Annotated in this window: 18 protein-coding genes and 1 tRNA gene; 10 read left to right on the forward strand and 9 right to left on the reverse strand. The window is 58.3% G+C overall.

The genetic code is table 11. The features are described 5' to 3' along the window. Window position 1: 1 nt before the first annotated feature. From JNM28_01915 to JNM28_01930, 4 genes are read right to left on the reverse strand one after another with little or no spacing between them, the layout of a single operon-like run. The gene (locus JNM28_01915; protein ID MBL8067181.1) at window positions 2-2,062 is read right to left on the reverse strand and encodes a DPP IV N-terminal domain-containing protein; all 2,061 of its coding nucleotides are present in this window, start codon (window positions 2,060-2,062) and stop codon (window positions 2-4) included. A gap of 9 nt (window positions 2,063-2,071) precedes the next feature. Then, on the reverse strand, window positions 2,072-2,818 hold the full coding sequence (locus tag JNM28_01920) for a DUF554 domain-containing protein (GenBank protein MBL8067182.1): 747 nt from the start codon (window positions 2,816-2,818) through the stop codon (window positions 2,072-2,074). Window positions 2,819-2,821: 3 nt separating this feature from the next. Beyond that, window positions 2,822-5,470, reverse strand: coding sequence for an aconitate hydratase AcnA (gene acnA / locus JNM28_01925; protein MBL8067183.1), 2,649 nt, complete (start codon window positions 5,468-5,470; stop codon window positions 2,822-2,824). Between the two features lie 29 nt (window positions 5,471-5,499). After that, the gene (locus JNM28_01930) at window positions 5,500-6,777 is read right to left on the reverse strand and encodes a hypothetical protein (protein MBL8067184.1); all 1,278 of its coding nucleotides are present in this window, start codon (window positions 6,775-6,777) and stop codon (window positions 5,500-5,502) included. Between the two features lie 43 nt (window positions 6,778-6,820). On the opposite strand from JNM28_01930, the gene uvrC reads away from it, so the two are divergent. The 3 genes from uvrC to JNM28_01945 all read left to right on the forward strand — a co-directional run bounded on the left by uvrC (window position 6,821) and on the right by JNM28_01945 (window position 10,341). Next, window positions 6,821-8,734 carry an excinuclease ABC subunit UvrC gene (gene uvrC / locus JNM28_01935; protein ID MBL8067185.1) on the forward strand — a complete coding sequence of 638 codons (1,914 nt, stop codon included), beginning with the start codon at window positions 6,821-6,823 and terminating at the stop codon, window positions 8,732-8,734. Window positions 8,735-8,893: 159 nt separating this feature from the next. Beyond that, a complete protein-coding gene (locus JNM28_01940; protein MBL8067186.1) occupies window positions 8,894-9,229 on the forward strand; it encodes a hypothetical protein in 336 nt (111 codons plus the stop codon). 452 nt (window positions 9,230-9,681) lie between these two features. After that, window positions 9,682-10,341: a hypothetical protein gene (locus JNM28_01945; GenBank protein ID MBL8067187.1), complete on the forward strand. Its 660-nt coding sequence runs from the start codon at window positions 9,682-9,684 to the stop codon at window positions 10,339-10,341. A 243-nt stretch (window positions 10,342-10,584) separates the two neighbouring features. Here the strand turns inward: JNM28_01945 and JNM28_01950 are convergent, their stop codons facing one another. After that, a complete protein-coding gene (locus JNM28_01950) occupies window positions 10,585-11,640 on the reverse strand; it encodes a beta-propeller fold lactonase family protein (protein ID MBL8067188.1) in 1,056 nt (351 codons plus the stop codon). A gap of 141 nt (window positions 11,641-11,781) precedes the next feature. Between JNM28_01950 and ileS the strand changes: the two genes are divergently transcribed. Genes ileS through JNM28_01965 form a run of 3 tightly spaced genes read left to right on the forward strand, consistent with a single transcriptional unit; the run spans window position 11,782 to window position 15,491 of the window. Continuing rightward, on the forward strand, window positions 11,782-14,559 hold the full coding sequence (gene ileS, locus JNM28_01955; GenBank protein ID MBL8067189.1) for an isoleucine--tRNA ligase: 2,778 nt from the start codon (window positions 11,782-11,784) through the stop codon (window positions 14,557-14,559). Beyond that, window positions 14,560-15,105 (forward strand): signal peptidase II, encoded by a 546-nt coding sequence (gene lspA / locus JNM28_01960; GenBank protein ID MBL8067190.1) that lies wholly within the window; start codon window positions 14,560-14,562, stop codon window positions 15,103-15,105. Window positions 15,106-15,113: 8 nt separating this feature from the next. Continuing rightward, on the forward strand, window positions 15,114-15,491 hold the full coding sequence (locus tag JNM28_01965) for a hypothetical protein (GenBank protein ID MBL8067191.1): 378 nt from the start codon (window positions 15,114-15,116) through the stop codon (window positions 15,489-15,491). Here the strand turns inward: JNM28_01965 and JNM28_01970 are convergent. Next, window positions 15,488-15,790, reverse strand: coding sequence for a winged helix-turn-helix domain-containing protein (locus tag JNM28_01970; protein MBL8067192.1), 303 nt, complete (start codon window positions 15,788-15,790; stop codon window positions 15,488-15,490). The two genes, JNM28_01965 and JNM28_01970, sit on opposite strands and share 4 nt — an antisense overlap. Window positions 15,791-15,853: 63 nt before the next feature. On the opposite strand from JNM28_01970, the gene JNM28_01975 reads away from it, so the two are divergent. Next, window positions 15,854-17,332 carry an NADP-dependent isocitrate dehydrogenase gene (locus JNM28_01975; protein ID MBL8067193.1) on the forward strand — a complete coding sequence of 493 codons (1,479 nt, stop codon included), beginning with the start codon at window positions 15,854-15,856 and terminating at the stop codon, window positions 17,330-17,332. Between the two features lie 58 nt (window positions 17,333-17,390). Here the strand turns inward: JNM28_01975 and JNM28_01980 are convergent, their stop codons facing one another. Continuing rightward, window positions 17,391-18,356, reverse strand: coding sequence for a PEP-CTERM sorting domain-containing protein (locus tag JNM28_01980; protein ID MBL8067194.1), 966 nt, complete (start codon window positions 18,354-18,356; stop codon window positions 17,391-17,393). A 266-nt stretch (window positions 18,357-18,622) separates the two neighbouring features. Between JNM28_01980 and JNM28_01985 the strand changes: the two genes are divergently transcribed. The 3 genes from JNM28_01985 to JNM28_01995 all read left to right on the forward strand — a co-directional run bounded on the left by JNM28_01985 (window position 18,623) and on the right by JNM28_01995 (window position 20,148). Further along, window positions 18,623-18,697: transfer RNA gene (locus JNM28_01985), tRNA-Val, on the forward strand. A 52-nt stretch (window positions 18,698-18,749) separates the two neighbouring features. Then, the gene (locus JNM28_01990) at window positions 18,750-19,025 is read left to right on the forward strand and encodes a hypothetical protein (GenBank protein ID MBL8067195.1); all 276 of its coding nucleotides are present in this window, start codon (window positions 18,750-18,752) and stop codon (window positions 19,023-19,025) included. A gap of 25 nt (window positions 19,026-19,050) precedes the next feature. Next, on the forward strand, window positions 19,051-20,148 hold the full coding sequence (locus tag JNM28_01995; protein MBL8067196.1) for a N(4)-(beta-N-acetylglucosaminyl)-L-asparaginase: 1,098 nt from the start codon (window positions 19,051-19,053) through the stop codon (window positions 20,146-20,148). 57 nt (window positions 20,149-20,205) lie between these two features. Here the strand turns inward: JNM28_01995 and JNM28_02000 are convergent, their stop codons facing one another. Both JNM28_02000 and JNM28_02005 read right to left on the reverse strand, forming a co-directional pair. After that, window positions 20,206-20,787 (reverse strand): YHS domain-containing protein, encoded by a 582-nt coding sequence (locus JNM28_02000; protein ID MBL8067197.1) that lies wholly within the window; start codon window positions 20,785-20,787, stop codon window positions 20,206-20,208. Window positions 20,788-20,837: 50 nt separating this feature from the next. Further along, window positions 20,838-20,978: hypothetical protein (locus JNM28_02005; GenBank protein MBL8067198.1), on the reverse strand; the 141-nt coding region annotated here is incomplete at its 5' end.

Genomic DNA, 20,978 nt, shown 5'->3' on the forward strand with positions numbered 1-20,978 from the left:
GTCAGCGCTTCGGGTTGATGATGAGCCGCTCGGTGAAAAACTCCATCATCCGGGCCAGATTGAGCCCAGTGTGGCCCCGATCCACCCCGATTTGCACTTCGTGATACTTGCCCGCCCGGCTCAATGCATCAGACAGCTGGTACGTGTTCGACGGGTGGACGTTGTTATCCGATGTCCCGTAATACAGCATCAGCCACCCTTTTAGGTCTTTGGCATAGGTCAGGCAGCTGCCAAACTCGTATCCGGCCGCATTGTTTTCGGGCAGATCCATATACCGCTCGGTGTAGGTGGAGTCGTACAGGTGCCAATCGGTGACCGCACTGCTCGCGCTTGCCGCATGGAACAAATCCGGGTAGCGCAGCAGGCACATCGCCGAGGCGTAGCCGCCATAGCTCGTCCCAAAGACCCCGACCTTGCCGGTGTCGGCCCAGGGCTGCGACTTGAGCGCCGTGGCGGCCGCCGCAATATCATCGATCTCGTATTTGCCAAGGCTGTGGTATATCGCTTGCCGGAACGCGCGGCCCCGACCGTTGCCCCCGCGCTCAAACACCTCGACGATGGCAAACCCCGCTTCGCTGAGGCCATCCGGCTTTTCGAACCGCATCGAAGTGGCCCCCCATCCCAGCGGCCCGCCATAAACGCTAAAGAGCACGGGCAATTTCTGCCCCGGCTGATAGGTACTCGGCAAGTGCACCTTGCCCCAAAGGGTCACCGTGCCATCCAAGCTGGGAAAGCTGAACCATCGGCAAGACCGGTTGTCGCCCGCCGGCTGTTCAAACGATTCGACGGCCGGCTTTGCAACCACCTTGCCGGTTTTGTCCATGACAACTAAGAAGGGCTTGTCCACATCAGTTTGATACGTCACGGTCAAAACTTTGCCATCGGGGCTAGCCGAAGCCGAGGCCGCAAAATTTGGATCGGTCAGTCTTTTGGCGTTTTTCCCGTCCGGATCGCAGCGCCAAATGGTGTGGTGATAGGGAGTCTTGCCATCGGCTACCTCGTAGTACAGGGAGTCAGGAGACTGTCCGACCATCCCCGTCACGTCGGCTTGATGGTGCGTTAGTTGCTCGCGACGACCCGTTTTGGCGTCCAATCGATAGATGTTGATGTATCCGGAATCTTCGCTGAGATAAAGTAAAGTCGATGGGAAGACGGCGTTTTGCCGGGCCCGGGGGGCGCCGAGGACAGAGACCGGCCCAAAATCCACCCATCCGGCCTGGTTCTCTTCCCGGTTCGCCACAGCCACCGTACCGGTCGCCGGTTCATAGGTGCAGATTTCCCGGATCTTTTGCCGACGGTCCATCCGGTGGAACAGCAACCGGGAGCTGTCTTCCAGCCAATTGATCCCGTACACGTAATGGCCCAGGCCGTGGTCAAACGCCCCGGGGCGCACGCCAACTTTTTTAGACTGTCCAGTCACAACGTTGTAGACAAAAAGGTCGACTTCTGGGTTTGGGGTGCCCGGCATGGGGAAACATTCAACATCCAAAGACGGAACCTGCTTCTTTTGATCCATGGCGATCCGGTATTGGGGAACCTGGCTTTCGTCAAAGCGGTAGTACCAAAGCCACTTGCCGTCGGGGGAAAAACCCATGGCGTCGCGCTGGTCGAGCTCTTCGCCATAGACCCAACTTGCCGATCCATATTTGATTCCCCGGTCTAAATTACCTTCCACCGTCACGGGCTTTTCTTCGCCGTTCCGGGTCAAAAACACGTTACCGTCCCGGTAGGTTGCCGTCAGGGTGCCGTCGACGGATTTCACCTGAGAAAACTGGCGGCCGCGATCTGGCTGTTGCTGGGGGGTCGGCATGGGGCCGCTTTGTGCGGCGGCCGCCGAGACTTTGCCCGTCGCGGCATCGAGCACCTTGGCCCCCGCAAGGTCGGTGAACCGATAGTGCGTCGCATCTGTCCACTGGCCGCGCAGATAAGAAACCCGCCATTTTTGACCAGAAGCATTGCCCGCCTGGTACTCCTTGTATCCCGGCATATTGGGCCAGCGGTCTTGGGCAGGCGCGGCTGAAACGATAAGTGCCGCCGCAACCAGAATCAGGGATCGGTTCATGCCGCGATTCTACGCGATTGTTCCGCCGTCACCGCCAGTTTTGGCCGGAATCAAACGCCGGGCAACCCACGCAAACACGGGTGCGCAAACCAAAGCGGGCAAAAACAAGACGCTGGGCATCGATTTGATTCCCGTGATCCCCAGTCCGATCGCCACCATCAAGACACCGCCGACCGCTACCGATTCGCCAACCAAACCGTCATCTTCGGCCAGGCGGGCCAGTTTGCGGGCAGCCAGGGTCAGCAACCCTTGGAACACAAGGACAAATACTGCAGAAACCAGCACCCCAACCCCAAGCGTCGCCGCCAAAAACACCGAACTGATGCCGTCGAGCAACGATTTGAGACCGAGCAGTTCGATATGGCCTTCGAGCGCATCTTGCAAACAGCCCATCAGTGTCATTGGCCCGATACAGAACAAAACTGACGCCGTGACAAAGCCTTGGTTGAACGTGCCGTGGCCACCAAGGCCCACCCTAGCCCACTCCGCCAAGCGTTCCATCCCAGCATCCAAACCCAACGCTGCGCCCAAGGCCCCGCCAACGCAAACGGCAGAAACAACCACCAGAGGGTTGCGCGTCCGCAAGAACATTTGGACGCCGAGGCACAACGTGATCAAACCGACCCCGAACACTGCCGCATCGGCAACCTTGGGCGGCAATGCCCTCCCCGCAGCCAACCCGGCAAGCGAACCAACGATGACCGCGGCCGCGTTGACAACGGTCCCGAATCCCGCAAAGGGCCGCGCCGCCGGCATGGGTCAGCCCAAAAGGCCCCGAAGAACGTACTGCAACACGCCGCCGTGCCGGTAGTAATCGATTTCCGTCGGGGTATCCAGTCGGCAAAGAACGTCAAAGGCCGTCACGTCGCCAGATTCGGTCGTCGCCCGGACATAAAGCATCTTCCCCATCGCGAATTTGGTCTCCACGCCTTCGCTCAGCCCAAGGACGCTGAACTCTTCTTGACCGGTCAGTCCAAGAGATTCGGCGTTCTGGCCATCCACGAACTGCAAGGGCAGCACGCCCATGCCGATCAGGTTGGACCGGTGGATCCTTTCAAAGCTTTCGGCAATCACCGCTTTCACACCGAGCAATCGGGTTCCCTTGGCCGCCCAGTCACGGCTGGAACCAGTGCCATATTCCTTGCCCGCGAGTACAACCAAACCGACTCCTCGTTCTCGGTAGGCCATCGCAGCATCGAAAATCGTGGTCACTTCTCCGGTCATAAAGTTCGTCGTGAAGCCGCCTTCGGTGCCTGGTGCCAACTGGTTCTTCAGCCGGATGTTGGCAAAAGTGCCCCGAACCATCACCTCGTCGTTGCCCCGCCGCGCGCCGTAGCTGTTGAACAGGTGCGGAGAGACGCCGTGTTCGATCAAATAGGATCCGGCAGGCGAGGCGGCTTTGATCGACCCGGCAGGGGAGATATGATCCGTGGTGACGGAATCGCCTAGCATGGCCAGGCACTTGAGGCCGTTCAAGTCATCGACATAACTCGGTGCTTCCCGCTTCATCCCCGCAAAAAACGGGGCTTGTTTGACATAAGTCGATTTGGGATCCCAGGCATAACGCTGGCCGCCACCGACTTCGATCGCGCGCCACTTCGCATCGCCGTCAAACACGCTGGCATACGACTTGGAAAACATTTCCCGGGTGACGTTCTTCTCAATCGTCTCGGCAATCTCTTGCTGGCTCGGCCAAATATCTTTCAGGAAAACGGGCTGTCCATCCTGGGTGTGCGCAACCGGGTCGGTTGAAAGGTCGATGTCGATCGTCCCGGCCAGACTATAGGCGACAACCAAAGGCGGGGACATCAAGTAGTTCGCCTTGACGTCTTGGTTCACGCGACCTTCAAAGTTGCGGTTGCCGCTCAGCACGCTCACAACCGCCAGATCTGCTTCCCGGACTTGCGACGAAACGTCTTCGGGTAGCGGGCCCGAGTTGCCAATGCACGTCGTGCATCCAAAACCGGCGATGTTGAAACCCATGGCATCCAAGTCCGACTGCAGTCCGGCGGACTCCAAGTACTTTTCAACCACCCGCGAACCAGGGGCCAGAGAGGTTTTGACCCACGGTTTGGGTTTGAGTCCCAAAGCGCGCGCCTTGCGCGCCACCAACCCGGCCGCGACCATCACGCTGGGGTTGCTGGTGTTGGTGCAGCTTGTGATGGCCGCGATTACCACGCTGCCATTGCTGAGGTTGCCCGAGTCGCACACGGCATCTGGGAACGCGGCCTTGAACGTGTCCCGGGCTTGGCCAAGCAGCGCCCGGTCTTGCGGCCGTTTGGGCCCGGCCACACTCGGCTGGACCGTGCCCAAATCCAGTTCGAGAGTCGCCGAGTAGTCGGCAACCGGGCTATCGGCCGTGTGCATCAGGCCCTGCTTGGTGTAATAGTCGCGCACCAAGGCGATGTGCGATTCGTCCCGGCCGCTCACCGTCATGTAGCGCAAGGTTTCTTCATCGACCGGGAACAGGCCGCAAGTCGCCCCATATTCAGGGGCCATGTTGGCGATGGTGGCGCGGTCGGCCAGCGGCATCCCCGTTATCCCTGGGCCATAGAATTCGACAAATTTGCCGACCACCCCCAGCTTCCGGAGCATTTCGGTCACGGTCAACACCAGGTCGGTCGCGGTGGCCCCTTCGGGCAATTTGCCGGTCAATTTGAACCCAACGACCTGCGGAATCAACATGCTCACCGGTTGCCCGAGCATGGCCGCTTCGGCCTCGATGCCACCGACACCCCAACCCAATACGCCCAGGCCATTGATCATGGTGGTGTGGCTGTCGGTGCCGACAAGGGTATCCAGCCGAGCCATGCTGCCATCGGCCATGACCACCCGGCCCAGGTATTCCAAGTTCACTTGGTGGCAGATCCCGGTGTTGGGCGGCACAACCTTGAAGTTTTCGAATGCCCCCTGACCCCATTTCAAGAATTCGTACCGTTCATTGTTCCGTTCAAACTCAAGGTCGAGGTTGATTTGGAGCGAGGCGTCGCTGCCGTAGCTGTCGATTTGGACAGAGTGGTCAATCACAAGCTCCACCGGTTGGAGCGGGTTGATCTTCTCCGGATCGCCGCCCAGCTCGGCCATGGCGTCGCGCATGCTGGCCAAATCCACAACACACGGCACCCCCGTGAAATCTTGGAGCAACACTCGTGACGGGGTGAATGCGATCTCTTTGCTCGGCTCAGCTTTGGCATCCCAATTGAGCAAAGCTTCAATATCCCCCTTGGTGACGTTTGTGCCGTCTTCGTTGCGGAGGAGGTTCTCCAACAAAATACGGTGGGCATAAGGCAACCGGCTCACTTGGTATCCGGCGGATTCAAGCGCCCTCAGGCTGTGGTAAGAGACGGGTTGACCGCCCAATTCATCGGTGGTGAGCGTTCCAAAACTGTTCAAGGCATTGACTCCGATTTGCGGTGGAATCAGGTTACCTTTAGCCGTCAACGCCGCAGGGGTACGCCGTGCATCACGGCCTGGTTGACGAAAATAAACTTGGGGTCAACGCCGGTTAGGGTCGTCCGCAACACGTTCGCTTTCTCATCCACTACATAGGGGCCGCCAGTGAGCGGATCGAGCGGCTCAGGATCGTCCGTGGAAGGAACAGCCCGCTGAAACCGGATCCGGGCGGCATCGAACTGCATCTGCAGGACGAAGGCGCTCTCCAGGGCCACCAGCCATTGCCGCTCGACCTCGGCCAACAACAGGATGCCGACCGGGTTTTTGGCCTTTGCCGCGATCGCGGCTTTAGCCCAATCGATGCGAGATGGGTCGATTCCGACCATGTTTTGCCCCCAGGTGGCAACCGTCCGCCCTTCCATCGCCTTGTATCGCGATTCAAACCAGGCGAACCCTTTGGGCGGCTGACGGTAGGTGTCGACGATGGCCTTGGCAGAATCGACGGTCGCTTGCGGATCCAACAGGTTGGGGTTGGCCCAAATTGTCTTGAGGCCGCTGGCAACCTGACCTTCTTCGTCGCCCCCCAGAGGATCTAAGGCTTGCGCGGTCGCTTTCAAATCGGCACCTTGCGCAAACTGGCCGACCAATTTGGGAATCCGGTTGACGCCGAAATCCGTGGGGAGAGAGACCGCTAAGTCGCGGAACAGCGACACGTCGAGTTTCTTGCGCAGCGATGCGGCTGCCGCGGGATCCGTTCCCGGCGCTGCCGTTTGAGCGGCCGATTCCGCCGCCATCACCACGGCCGGCATCACATCCGATTTCATCGTGCCGGGGGCCGTCTGAAAGGCCTTCCAAGCCAAATCAAACGTTTCTTCGGCCAAGGCCATCGCCCGGCCTGGTTCATCCAACTGGGCGAGCCTGGCCCGCAAGATCCGCGCCGCAACCACCGCCGAAAATCGCGAACCCACCTGGTCTTGGGCAACGGTTCCCCCTGCTTTTGCCGGGATGGCCGACCACCACTCATCCAGTTGCTTGGCCATGGCGGCCCGTTCGCCCTTTGCCCCGGGGCGGATCCAATCAGCGTCGGTGCGGAACGGGTCGGCGACCGCGTCGATCAAACCGCCGTCCATCGGGGGGAGGTGCTCGGCATACCGCTCCGCCGTCCATGGCACCAAGTCCACCTCTGGCAAACCACACGCCTGGCGAAAGGCCTCTTCGGTGATGTCGGTACCCTGGTTCCTTGCCATAGCCGAACCTCCGCCCCCCGGGGCACAACCGGCCAGGCAAATCCCGGCGACCAGACCCAAGGCGGCCCGTTTCATGGCCCCACCATACCCGCCGGGAGTAGAATCCGGTAGACAAACCGTGAGCGAAAGCGAACCGCCCAAGCCGAAAAAGCGGTCGGCCTCCACCAACCCCCACGTCGAAGAAAAACTCAAGTCCATCCCGACCAAGCCGGGGTGCTACATCTATCGCGACGAATCCGGGGTGATCCTTTATGTGGGTAAGGCCGTGAACTTGCGGTCGCGCGTGCGCTCCTATTTCCGGCGGTCTGCCGACCACGGGGCGCGCATCGAACGGCTGGTCCGCAAGATCCGCGACATTGAAACCATCGTTGTCGACAGCGAACTCGAAGCCTTGGTCCTCGAGTGCAACCTCATCAAAGAGCACCGCCCGCCTTACAACGTGCGCATGAGGGACGACAAGAGCTACCCCTACATCGCCATCACCAAAGAGGCGTTCCCCAGGGTCATTTTCACCCGCAACCCCCGCAAATCGCTCGGCAAGACATTTGGCCCCTACACCAGTGCCTACAGCGTCCGCGAGACTTTGCAAACCCTCCACAAAGTCTTCCCGCTTATCCCGTGCGGCAAAAGCTGGAGCGGCCGCGAAGAACAACGCCCCTGCCTTTACTACCACATGCACCAATGCTTGGCCCCGTGCGCCGGATTGGCCGACAAAGCCGAATACAAAGGCGTCCTCGACCAGGTCAGCCGGTTCCTGGAAGGCAAAAATTCGGATCTGCTCCCCCGCATGCAGGCGGAAATGGAATCCGCCGCCGAAAACCTGGACTTTGAAAAGGCCGCCGCCGTCCGGGATCGGATCGCCGCACTCAATTCCATCTTAGAGCGGCAAAAGGTGCTGAGCTCCGACGAAAGTGATCGCGACATCGTCGCCGTGGTCAAAGACGAGCGCGGGGCCGCCATCCAAATGCTCTACATCCGCGGCGGACGGTTGATCGGGCAAACCAACTACCTGATGGACGGGAGCAAAGAAGCCTCACCCACCGAAGCTGTCCAAGAATTCGTCAAGCAGTATTACGCCACCGCCCCAGAAATCCCCCGCGAAGTGCTGCTCCCGGTCGAGATCGAAGAAAGGGCCATCGTTCAAACTTGGCTGAGGCAAAAACGCGGGGCCGCCGTCACCATCGACGTTCCCCAAGGCGGCGAGGGCCTGCGCCTTGTGGACATGGCGGCCAAAAACGCCGAACTCGCCCTGGAAACCATGGCCTTGGAATTGGAAGCCAAAGAAGAATGGGCCCAACAAGCCATCGCCCAACTCAGTGACGAGGTCGGGCTGCCCACCCCGGCCCTCCGCGTTGAGGGGTACGACATCTCCAACATCCAGGGCAAGATGCCCGTCGGATCCATGGTCGTCACCGAAAACGGGTTGCCGGCAAAAGATCAATACCGCCGGTTCAAAATCAAATGGAACCCGGAAGAACCCAACGACTTTGCCATGATGCACGAAGTTATCACCCGCAGGCTGCGGCGCTACCTGGACGGCGACCCGAAATTCGCCGCCCTGCCAGACCTGATGATGATCGACGGCGGCAAAGGGCAACTTGGAGCGGCATTGGAAGCCCGCGACGCCCTTGGGCTCAGCATCCCCATGGTCGGGCTGGCAAAAAAGCAGGAAATCGTTTTTGTGCCGGACCAGGTCACCGGCAAAACCAAAGAAGGCCTGCCCGTCTACTCCTACCGCGAAGTGGTGCTGCCCCTAACCTCGCCGGGGCTGATGCTGTTGCGCAAACTCCGCGATGAGGCGCACCGGTTTGCCATCACGTTCCACCGCAAGCTCCGGGATAAACGCATGCACGGCTCGGTCTTGGATGAAATCCCGGGAATCGGGCCCAAACGGCGGCGGTTGCTGCTGCGGACGTTTGGTTCGATTGAAGCAATCCGCCGGGCCACGGCCGAAGAAATCGCCGCCGTCCCGACCCTCACCCTCCGCCAAGCGCAATCGATCAGCGACTACCTGAGGGGGGAAAATGCATGATGAAAAAAATGTGAGATGACATCCCGCGCTATGGAAATCGGGGACATAGCCCTGAACCTGTTGTTCGCCAAAAGCCAAGGGAATCAATCCAAAAGAGAATCTCACTGAGGACAACCCTCTATGTTGATTAGATGAGTAAAGTAACATGGAGGTATCAAAATGATATGCGGAACTGTCATATTTTTCGGGCTTGCTAAACCGAGCACGAACGGGATACATTGGTGGGAGGCAGACCTCAGCAAGGAAGTTGTCGGCATCAAACGGACAGTTGACCGTGGACTTGGTCAAGACACCCCGACAGGCTATGTTGAAAAGTCTGTGCTGTTGCCGAAGATTAAAGACGCAAGTATTGCATATAGCCGATCGGGAGGCGACCCCGCGGCATTGGCCACCCTTGCTACGCTTGTTTATCAAGGCCGGAACGCCACAGGCACTGAATCTGAGAAGGTGTTTCAGACGGCCCTCAATGACGTCAAGCCTCAAATCGGCACATGACACAAAGCAGTTGACTCACTCGCCTTTGTAAAGATCTGTAGCCTCTTCTACTATCGTTATGGGACAGATGTGGGCCACCCTCCAACACTTTTCATTAAGACCCTCGCGCGGTATTTGCCAGATGATTTACTTGTTACTGAGGCCTCGGTTCAGTTCATAACTTATAGAATAAAAGATTTTGATAAGAGCGAGGTGATTAATGCTTGCACAAATATACGAAAATCGAGAAATACGATCTATACGCGGGCACGGATTTCTGGATTTACAATGACTAACTTAGGACTGCATTACAAAGACAAATCGGCTATAGAGACTGGTGTGATTTCCCTAAGGAAATACCTTGTGGGAATGAGAGCGACAAACATCAAGGAGGAGCGGGAACAGTGGGAAAGGTGGATTGCCTACTGTGAGCAGGAGGCAACAATGTGGTAGTTTTTCTCAATACCTAACCCATGACCCCCTGCGCAGTCCTCGGCATCGCAATCGCCGCCACCGCATCCTCACACCCCAAGCCGGGTCGGTGGTGGGATGGCGACCCATCAAAGGAGATTCCTGCCATCAAGGCCCCCCTCCAAAAGGCCGAAGGAGTCCAAACCCCAACTGGATATGAGGACAAGAAGGTGCTCATGCCCCTTATCAAGGCTGCGCTCAAAGAAAACCAGTCTGGGGGCTTTGATGAAGCGAGGTTTATTCGGCTCTGCGCCCTGGTCTACCGGGGGCGCCATGCCCCGGGCATCGAAGCCGACGAATACTACAAAACCGCCAAGTCGCATGTGCAGTTGGTTCTGAGATCATGGGAGAAAAAGGTTGACTCCTACTCCTTTATCCGAGCATGCATGCTCTTTTGGTATGAGTTCGGCTACAACGGCGCAACCCCGGAACTCGACTACATCAAAAAGGTACGGCCCTACGCTAAAGATGACCCGGTCTTTGATGAGGGCCTCGTGAAATTCATCGGGTACCGGTACCAAGTTTTTGGCAAGCAAGACATTCTGAATGAAGCCCGTAAGCTGGCCAAACGATCCCGTGCCGTGTACACCAATGCTCGCATCTCAGGGTTTGCCATAATGACCGTTGCGTTCTTCAATAAAGACAAGAAGCTACTTGACTAGAGCCTTGGGCTACTCAGAAAGTACCGATCTGGGATGCAAACCACCGATCCCGATGAAAAGAAGAAGATGGACAACTACATCCAGACCATTGAGCGGATCGGGAATGGTTGGAAATGAACCAAGATCTCTAACCCCACTGCCCAGCTTAGCCGGTTACTGGCCACTTGAGGGGGGGGGGGGAGACTGCTTCAACGGCGAGCCCCCGGACCACTGGGGGCGCCCCTGGCCCGGCAGAGGGCTGCCTCAGGGAACTTGCCAAAGCGCAACGTCCGAAACACCTGGCAACAAACTAGATGTTGATAGCTGTGTTCCAATACCGTTTGAACCCATGCTGACCGTTTGACCTGACCCCGTCCCTCTAGCCAACAAGAACAAGAGGTTCTGACCCGGCAATCGATAGATGTCGGTTGTGGCACTAGTCACGTAATTCGGTGCTCCCAGGTTGGAAAGTTGCCCGCCGCCGGTGCGACCCAAAGTTTCAATACCCTCGTCGGCCTCGCGGTAAAAGCTCAGCACGTTATTGGCTGTCATTGCGGCCCTAAAGTTGCCCATGGGATAGCTGGCCTTTTGCGGTGCCAGAGGAGTCAACAAGCCATTGGCGCCAATCGCAAATTGGGAAATGTCTTGATCCTGACCCATGGCGTACAGATTTGCACCGTCATCGGTAATCACAATCTTGGCTGGGTTAATCGCCGTGGGATAGGCAGCGCCAGGGATCAGGCTCAAAGTTCCATCGGCATCAATTGCATAAACGCGGACAACTTTGCTGTTCTTGCTCACCACATAGGCATAGTTGCCGTTCGGGTTAAAAACCATATCCACCGGCATCGCATCGGCGTCTGCCTGAGGCTGAACGGTTAGCGACCCATCAGGGCTGATTGCAAACTGGTCGATTTTGCTTTGGTTGGGTAGTAAAGCATAAAGCATCGATCGCGTGGGATGTAAGAAAAGCAAACTACCCGATCCCCCGGCCGTTGCCGCATTGCCCGATGAAAACGGCGCATCATTCATAAACTTGACCAAACTGATGTTGGAGTTATTGTTGAAGCTAAAGTACAGATCATTGGCATTCACGCCTTCGACAATCGAAGCATATTGCGAAGAACCCGAACCTGAAAACAGTTCCGTCACAAGCCCAGCGCTCGTCACCTTATAGAGGCCAAATCCTCCACTGTTCGTAATTGCTGCCAATCGGTATTCCGCCGAGACAGGAGCCAAAACTGAACCGCCCCCACCGCATCCGGTGAGGGCCATCAGTCCAACAACTCCCACTCCTAAGATCAACATCCAGTTCTTCATTTCGTATCCTCTTGCCCCTTAAGGCTGAACATGTCAACAGACGACAGTACGATGTCTATAGTTCCCGGTTCTGTTTAAGAAACCGGCTATTAGACCTGCCCCGGCCCATTTTGAGCTCACCGGTAAACTCATGGGTTCAAAATGAACCTGAAGGACACGCTCAACCTGCCGGACGCGGAATTCAGCATCCCCATGAAGGCCGACCTTGCCAAACGCGAGCCGGAAATCCAATCCAAGTGGGACGCGATCGGTATTTATGGGCTCATCCAACAGGAACGGAAAGACGCCCCGGCCTGGGTTTATCACGACGGACCGCCCTACACCAATTCGCCGATCCACATCGGCACCGGGCTCAACAAAATCCTTAAGGACTTTGCCTGCCGGTCGCATTCCATGATGGGCTACCGGGTGCCGTTCGTGCCCGGATACGACAACCACGGCCTGCCCATTGAGCAAGCCGTGATCAAAAAGCTCAACGAATCCAAACAGGAGTTCGACATCCCTAAGCTCCGGGAAGAATGCCGCAAACACGCTGAACACTACGTCGGCGTGCAAACTGCGCAGTTCAAGCGGTTGGGGGTCAACGCTTTGTGGGAAAACGCCTATTCCCCAATGCGCCCCAAATATGCCGCCGAAGTTTTGCGCATTTTCAAGCGTTTGGTGGAACACGGGTACATCACTCGGGGTCTGCGTCCGGTTCTGTGGTCCCCGACCTTTCAAACTGCCTTGGCAGACACCGAAATCGTCTATGACGAAGCCCACGTCAGCACCGCGATCTTTGTCAAGTTCCCCTTGATCGAGGACAAGAACGGCCTCTTCACCGGACTGGAAGATGTCGGGGCTGTCATCTGGACGACAACTCCGTGGACTATTCCGGCCAACTTGGCCGTCGCCTTCCACCCGGAATTCACCTATGCCGTAATCAAATCCGGCCGGGGGCACTTGATCCTGCTCAAAGATTTGGTCGAAAAGACCCTCAGCACCTGTGGGATTGAAACCTACCAAATGGTTAAAGAGTTCAAAGGGTCAGAAATCGAGTTCACCCGGTTCAAACACCCGATCTTCGACCGCGACTCTTTGGCCGTGCTGGCGGAATACGTCACCACCGAAGATGGCACCGGCATTGTCCACACCGCCCCCGGCCATGGCCGAGAAGACTTCCAAACTGGGCAACGGTACGGCCTGCCGATCCTCTGCCCTGTCGATGAACGCGGCATCCTCACCGCCGAAGCCTTTGAATTTGAAGGCGTCCATTTTAAGAAGTGTGACCAAGTCGTCACCGACCGATTGGTTGAAGTGGGGGCGCTCATCCACACCGAGCCCTACACCCACAAATACCCGCTTGCCGAGCGGGATGGCCAGCCCGTCATCTTCCGCACCACCGAACAATGGTTCATCGGCATCGACCTCCCGTTTCACGCCGATCCGGCCCACACCCTGCGCGAGGCGATGCTGGCCCAAATCCCCCAAGTTGCCTGGTACCCGCCATCGGCTAAGGGCCGGTTCACGTCCATGATCCAGGGGAGGCCGGATTGGTGCATCAGCCGCCAAAGGCCTTGGGGAATCGGCATCCCGATCTTCTACGGCAAGGAATCTAGGGAGCCGGTGATGGATCCTGCCGCTATCGAAGCCGTCGCCCAAATGGTTGAACAACAGGGGGCCGACGCCTGGTATACGGCAAGCCCTAGCGAAATCCTGCCCGTCGGCTATGCCCACCCCACAACCGGCGAAACCGAGTTCGTCAAAGAAACCGACGTGTTCGACGTCTGGTTCGATAGTGCCTGTACTCACCTGTGCGTCCTGGAAGGCAACGTCGACCCGCAATGGCAAGAACGGCTGCCAGCCGATCTCTTCTTGGAAGGTTCCGACCAACACCGTGGCTGGTTCAACATCAGCCTATTCTTGGGGATGGCTGCGCGCGGCGAGCGCCCGTTCCAAACCGTCGTCACGCACGGATTTGTCGTTGATGGGCAGGGGCAAAAGATGTCCAAGAGGCTCGGAAACGTCGTCGACCCGGTTGCCGCCAGCAACGAATACGGTGCCGATATCCTGCGCTACTGGGCGGCCAGCGTCAATTACAGCAACGATGTCCCTTGCAGCCCAGAGTTGCTCAAAATTGCCGGGGAAAACTATCGTTCCGTCCGCAACACCCTCCGCTTCTTGCTGGGGAACTTGGCCGACTTCGATCCATCAGACCCCGCTGAGCCCAGCCTGATCGACCAATGGGTCATGCAATCTGCCGACCAATTGGTTGAGCGTGTTTCCAGCCACTACCGGGAATTCGACTTCTTGCAAGCCCTTGGTGCGGTCCATCACTTCTGCGTGAACGAACTCAGCCGGTTCTATTTGGATGCGATCAAAGATGTGATGTATGCCGATGCCGCCAATTCGCCGCGCCGCCGGGCCGCACAGCGGGCATGCCATTACGTGCTGATGCGGCTGACCACGCTCATCGCGCCGGTTTTGCCGCACACCGCCGAAGAAACCTATGGCCGCATCCCGGCCATCCCACACAAGGCCAGTGTCCACCTGGAAGTGTTCCCCAAAGCGGCCCAGCCGCACAACAGCGATCTGTCGCATTGGGTGGAAACAATGCTGGCCGTCCGTGCCCGTACCTTTGCCCAGTGGGAACAGGACAAAGCTGGGCTCGGCCTCAAAAACCCGCAAGATGCTGAAGCCGAGCTCACCGTCACCAGTGAGGAAGCCACGGCCCTGGAGAGATTCCCCGATCTCGACAACCTCTTCAAAATGGCCGCGGTTCGGTTCCGAGTTGGGGAACCCGGTGCCGCGTTCCGCGTCTCAGAGTTCTTGGAATGCGCCCGTTCCCGCGTCCGCCGGGCCGATGTTGAAATGACTGAGTGGGAGGGCGGGCCAGTGCCGCTCAGCCGGCGCGACCGCGACGTTCTGGGGATCGCCTAAGTGGAAAACCGAGCCCGACTTGTGCGGTTCCTGTTGTGGGTAGCGGGGCTTATTGCATTCGACCAACTGGTAAAAGCTTGGGCTCGCCTGTCTGCCGACGGGGTGGAAGGACGGACCTTCCTTGCCCTTTGGCCGAATGTCTTCGAACTCAAACTCGTGTTCAACAAAGGCATTGCCTTCGGCATGGCCCAAGGTGCGGGAGTGATGCTCACACCTATCGCCATCTTGATCACTGGATACAGCGTGTGGCACATCGCTCGGGCCAAAAACGACCCGCCCTTGGTTTTTCCGGGCCTCGTGTTGTTGGCTGCCGGAGCCGTCGGCAACCTCATCGACCGACTTTCCCCTCTGGGCAAAGTCACCGACATGTTCTACTTCCGGCTCATTGATTTCCCGGTGTTCAATGTCGCCGACGCCTACATCACATTTGCCGGGGCAACGATCATTTGGCTTGGCCTTTCAGACGCCTTTGCCAAAAAGCCGTCGCTCAAAGCCGATGCCGACCATGGGCAAGACCCTGCAACCGGGAACGGGCCCGCCGAGTAACTAGAGGCATGAGAAGAATCCCCATCGGCGGAGCCGGATGGTTAGTTATCGCCGCGGCCGCCGCACCAATTGTGCTCAAAGCCTGCAAGCCGCTCGCCAAAAAACTCGGCGAAGCCATGGAGGATTTGGGCCAAAAATTACAAGCCGAAGCCAAAGAAGATGTCGCCAACAAACACAAGGCGGCCGAACGGCCAGAAGATCCCACCGGGGAAGCCAAGCAGGATGAGGCGGCAGCCGACAGCGAGGCCGTGACAAAGGCGACCCGGGTGCGGCAAACCCAACCCAAAGCCAAGTCGCCCATCAAACCCAAGCCAAAGCGAACCGTCAAATCATCGCCGGCAAAACCAAGGCCGCGCAACAAGCCCAAATCCGAGCCCGAAGGCTAGCTGGTTCCGGAATTCCCAGAAACAAGCCAACTCATCAGGTCGCCAAGCGTGTGGGAGTTTTCCAACGGGTGGCGCAATTGGGTTTCCAGGTTCACGGTGTAACGGTTGCGTCGGCCATCCTTTGCAACAGATATGACCCCCGCCGCCTGCAGCTCGGCGACGATCCGCTGGGTCGCCCGTTCCGTGATGCCCACCATTTGCGCAACCTCGCGCATTGTCAACGCGGGGTCGCGCAACAAGCACACAAGGACATGGGAGTGGTTGGTCAAAAACGTCCATCCTTCGGCGGGTGTAGGCATCTAGGCCCATTATTACCCGAACTTTGAAATATGTCATGTATTTCGTGTATTGTATAACGTGAAATGTCACTCGCTACTCCGCTGTCGGAAAACACAACCCACGCCTCTTCGAACCTGGTCCCGGTCACCGTCGCCTATGGAGACGGCATCGGGCCCGAGATCATGGAAGCGACCTTGGACATCTTGAAGGCCGCAGAAGCCCCAATTGCGCCGGAAGTCATCACCATTGGCGAGCCGGTCTACTTGGCCGGCAACAGCGCCGGCATCGCCAACGAAGCCTGGGAATCGCTCCGGAGGACCAAGGTCTTCCTCAAGGCGCCCATCACCACCCCTCAAGGAGGCGGGTTCAAATCCCTCAACGTCACGGTGCGCAAAACCCTCGGATTGTTCGCCAACGTCCGGCCCTGCGTCACCTACCACCCCGCCCTTGCCATGGGCCCTAAAGGGATGGACGTCGTGATCATCCGCGAGAACGAGGAAGACCTTTATGCCGGTATCGAGCACCGACAGACCGGCGACGTTTACCAATGCCTCAAACTCATTAGCGAGCCGGGGACGCGCCGGATCGTCCGCTATGCCTTTGAATATGCAAGAGTCAACAACCGCAAAAAGGTGACCTGCATGACCAAAGACAACATCATGAAGCTCACCGACGGCCTTTTCCACCGCATCTTCGATGAAGTCGCCGCCGAATACCCTGAAATCCAATCCGAACACTACATCATCGATATCGGCATGGCCCGGGTTGCCAACCGGCCCAACGATTTCGACGTCATCGTGGTCCCCAACCTCTACGGGGACATCATGTCGGATGTCGCCGCCGAGGTCACGGGATCGGTTGGATTGGCCGGTTCCGCCAACATCGGCCACAGCTGCGCCATGTTCGAAGCCATCCACGGCTCCGCACCCAAAATGACCGGGCAAGACCGCGCCAACCCATCCGGGTTGCTGCTTGCCGCCATCCAGATGCTCGTCCACATCGGCAAACCCAAGCACGCCGAAACAATCCACAATGCCTGGCTGAAAACAATCGAAGACGGGGTGCATACCAGCGACATCTATCGCGAAGGGGTCAGCAAGCAAAAAGTGGGGACAAAAGGGTTTGCCCAGGCCGTGATCGAACGGCTGGGTGAGCGCCCGCAATCCCTGCCCGCCGCCTCCTATCCTGAGGATGCCGAGCCAATCACCATCACCGAACAACCGGTGGCAGTGCCCGACAAGGAACTCATCGGGGTCGATGTCTTTGTCGATTACCGCGGAACGGTCGACATGTTGGCAGCCTTGCTCAGGTCATGCAGCACGGAAGAACTCCCGCTCAAGATGATCACTAACCGGGGAGTCAAAGTTTGGCCAGAAGGTTTGCCCGAAACCCAGTGCACCAACCACTGGCGATGCCGGTTCCAAGCCGATAAGCCAATCGATCACGGGTCGGTGATTGACCTGCTGGGCAAGTTCCGACGGGCCGGGCTTGACTTTATCAAGACCGAAAACCTGTGTCTGTTCGATGGCGAACCGGGCTTTAGCCTCGGCCAAGGCCAGTAACAATAATTTGCCCCTCCCGATCACCGGGAGGGGCGTCCTCTCCAAATAGGAGAAACTGTTATTTGCGGCGGCGCTTCAGCACCGCCAGCGCGCCCAAACCGAGCAGGGCCATTGAACCGGGTTCCGGAACAACCGCCAAGTAGCCCATGTTGTGCCCCGTGTCGATCGAACCGGTTTGGGTCCAAACATCGTTGACGAGTTGGAACCGGTTGATCACGTTGGAAGTGTGGCCGCTGACGAACATTTCTTGACCATCCGGGCTGAATGCGATCCCAATTGCCGCATTGGAGTTGGCGACGACGGCAGAACTCGTCGCATTGCCGTTGGCATCCAAGTCAATGCGGTGGACAGTGCCCGAGTTGAAGCCCGTCACGTAAATCGAGCCGTTCCGCCAGGCCATTTGGTGCATCGCGTTGGCCCCGTTCACCGTGAAAGTCGTGTTCGTGTTGTTCACCAAGTCGAAGATCCGCAGCGTGGAGTTCAATTCGGTGACGTACAGCTTGGTGCCGTCGGCCGAAGCCAAAACGTCCCGCCAATCGCCCCCATTGATCACCCCGTTCGGGGTGAAAACGTTGGCTGCTTGGGTGAATCGGCTCATGCCGCTGCTGAACGCGTTGACGGCGTAAAGTTCGCCGGTCACGGGGTTGAGGTCCAACCCGTGGGTGCGCTGGAGCCCGTTGCCCGAGATGTCCTGGTTGAAGTTGAGGGTCGTCCCGTTAAAGGTGAACTGCTGGACCGAACCTTGCCCCGCTTGGTTCCCCCACCGGTTGCCCACATAAAGCTTGTCGCCGACTGCGCGGAGCCCGACCGGGTCGTGGACCGCGCTTGCCGCCAGACCAGCTCCCGCCGTTGCCGCGCCACCGGTTGTGGCAAAACCATATTGCTGGATGCCGCCATAGAGTGCCGTATTGCCTCCGAGCGAGCCGGTTTGGCTTTCGGTGGCAAACAGCGTGAACTGCGCTTGGGCCGTTACACCCGTTGCTACCACAGCCAACGCCAATCCGAGTTTCAATTGCAATTTCATGTTCCTTTCCTGTGTGGCAGGGCAATCCCCCATACCAGGCTACTAGAATGCCAGACCACCGTTAAACAATCGTGAAAACTGCCCAATATTGCCAGAAGTCCGCACTCCGCTAGCAGCAGGATACAGGAATTCAATTGGCTCAACACCGGCAAATTTACGGGGTTCGCGGCGCGGTCGACCATTTCGACACCCACTCCGGCCGAATTCCGGGATCCGGGTCCCCTTGACCCCCGCCGCCAGACCTGCCATACTCCCAAATCCGGCCCGCGCGGTTAGCTCAGTGGTAGAGCACTACAATGACACTGTAGGGGTCACAGGTTCAAATCCTGTACCGCGCACCATTTTCTACTTTTCCAACCCTGAGCCACGGCGCAAATCGTTATTCTTCATTCAATGAGACTTTTTTATCCTGCCGTCACCCTGGCTGTCCTCGCCATGGGCGGGTGCTCTGCCCCCACCCGAAAATTCGACCTCGACCAGATGATGGGCAAAGTTGAAATCGGCATGAACGAGGTTCAGGTCACCCAAATCCTCGGTGCTCCGACCCGGATCGATGTCGTCGACGGCCGCCGCTTGCTGCGGTACGAAGGCACCGACGGCGGATTCCTGGTGGTGTCGCTCATCGGCAACCGGGTCACCGATGCCCGCCGGCACAACAAGGGCGAATGAAACCCTTGACCGACTAAACTCGGTTGTGTCCAATTCCATCACCCGGCGATCCCTCCTCGCGGCTGGGGCCGCGGCGGCATTCGCCAAGCCCGGTTTCACCACAAACCTCTTTGCCCCCCAAGCCAAATCCCCTCGGATCGTTTGTTCCAGCAACGGGCATTCGGTCAAGAACGGCGGCGAGGAAACCTGCATCCAAACCGCATTCCGCATGATGACCGGCGGTTCCGACATCCTGGAATGTCTCATCGCCGGGGTCAACATCGTGGAAAGCGATCCCGCCGACACCAGCGTCGGCTATGGCGGCATCCCCAACGCCCAAGGGGTCATCCAGCTGGATTCCTGCTGCATGCATGGCCCCAAAAAGTGGGCCGGGGGGGTCGCCTGCCTGGAAGGGGTCCGCAACCCGTCCAAAGTCGCCTACCTCGTCGCTACATCTACCGACCACCACCTGCTGGTGGGTGCCGGCGCCCAAGAATTCGCCCGGAAGATGGGGTTTGAAATCGAAGCCGACCTCAACACCGAGCGGTCGCGCCGGGCCTGGCTGGAATGGCTCCGCCGCACCGACCCCGAACACTACCTTGACCCCGCCAAACGCCAAACCCCGCCCCCGGAACAAGGACTCGAAACCGCCATGCAAATGGCCCAGGAAGGGTGGTTCGACCCCGAACACCTGTGGGGCACCATCAACTGCAACGGCATCAACGCCAGTGGAGAGATCGCTGGGGTCACCACAACCAGCGGGCTCGCCTTCAAAATCCCCGGCCGGGTTGGGGATTCGCCGATCCTAGGGGCCGGTCTCTATGTCGACAACGCCGTCGGCGCGGCCGGATCCACCGGGCGGGGCGAAGCCAACCTCTACAACCTGTGCAGCTATCTCATTGTCGAAGAAATGCGTCGGGGAGCCCACCCCAAAGATGCCGGAATGACTGCCCTGCGCCGGGTTGCCTCCCAAACAATTGAAAAGCGCCTGCTCACCGAATCCGGCCGGCCCAATTTTGGGCTCAATTTCTACATCTTGGATAATCAAGGGCGATATGCGGGCGTGTCGTTCACCCGGTCGAAGTTCGCCGTCTGCGACGAAAATGGCCCCCGGCACGAGGATTCCGAACCTTTCTACGATTGACACAAAAAGGCCCGGGAGAGCAAATCTCCCGGGCCTGATCTTAGATCGATCCGGCGATTAGTGGTCGGCTTTTTCGGTTGCCACGCCCGGGGTTTTAACGTGATCCTTGGCGTTGGGAGCATATTTGGCCGGATCTTCTTTCAACTTGGCCACGCACCCGGCACAGCAGGTGTAATAGCGCACGCCTTTGAAATCCACATAGCTGGCCGCGTTGGCATAAGCGGCGATATCTTCCTTGGCCACCGGGCAGAACAGCGCCTCTTGCTTGGGCAAGGTGCCGTATTTGGCCGGTTCTTTATCGAACTTGGCTTTGTTTTCTTTGCTGCTGAAGTGGTAGCGGATGCCTTGGTAGTCGCTGGTTTCGGCAATGATGCCCGGCGATTTGAGCCGCATGCCGCTCACCGGGTCGAACATGAAGTCGCCGGTGACCTTTTTGGCCTTGGCCTGCTGGGCCACATACTTGCCGGGCTCTTTGGCAAAACTCTTGTCGCAACCGGCACAGCAGAACCAGAACCGCGCCCCGTTGTAATCGTGGAAACCGGCAGCGGAAACGTCTTTGATTTCTTCGCCTTGCACGGGGCAGACGAACGGTTTGGCGGCCGGGGCCATCACCGTGAACGCAATGAGTGTGGTCAACATGGTATTTCTATTATAGGGGCAACGCCGGTTAAGGCTCCGGGGTTCCTGGGTCACCCGCCCAGCGGGTCGTCGTCGATCTCCCGGTAGGGGCCGCCGTTCCGGATGGCAATTGATGATGGGGTGAGGGCCGCCAGATCCAGGCTCCGGCGCCCCAAGTAGGCGATCTGGGCCCGCCGCTTGTAAGAATCCAC

Source organism: Armatimonadota bacterium (genome assembly GCA_016789105.1).
In the GTDB taxonomy this organism is placed as follows: Bacteria; Armatimonadota; Fimbriimonadia; order Fimbriimonadales; family Fimbriimonadaceae; genus UphvI-Ar2.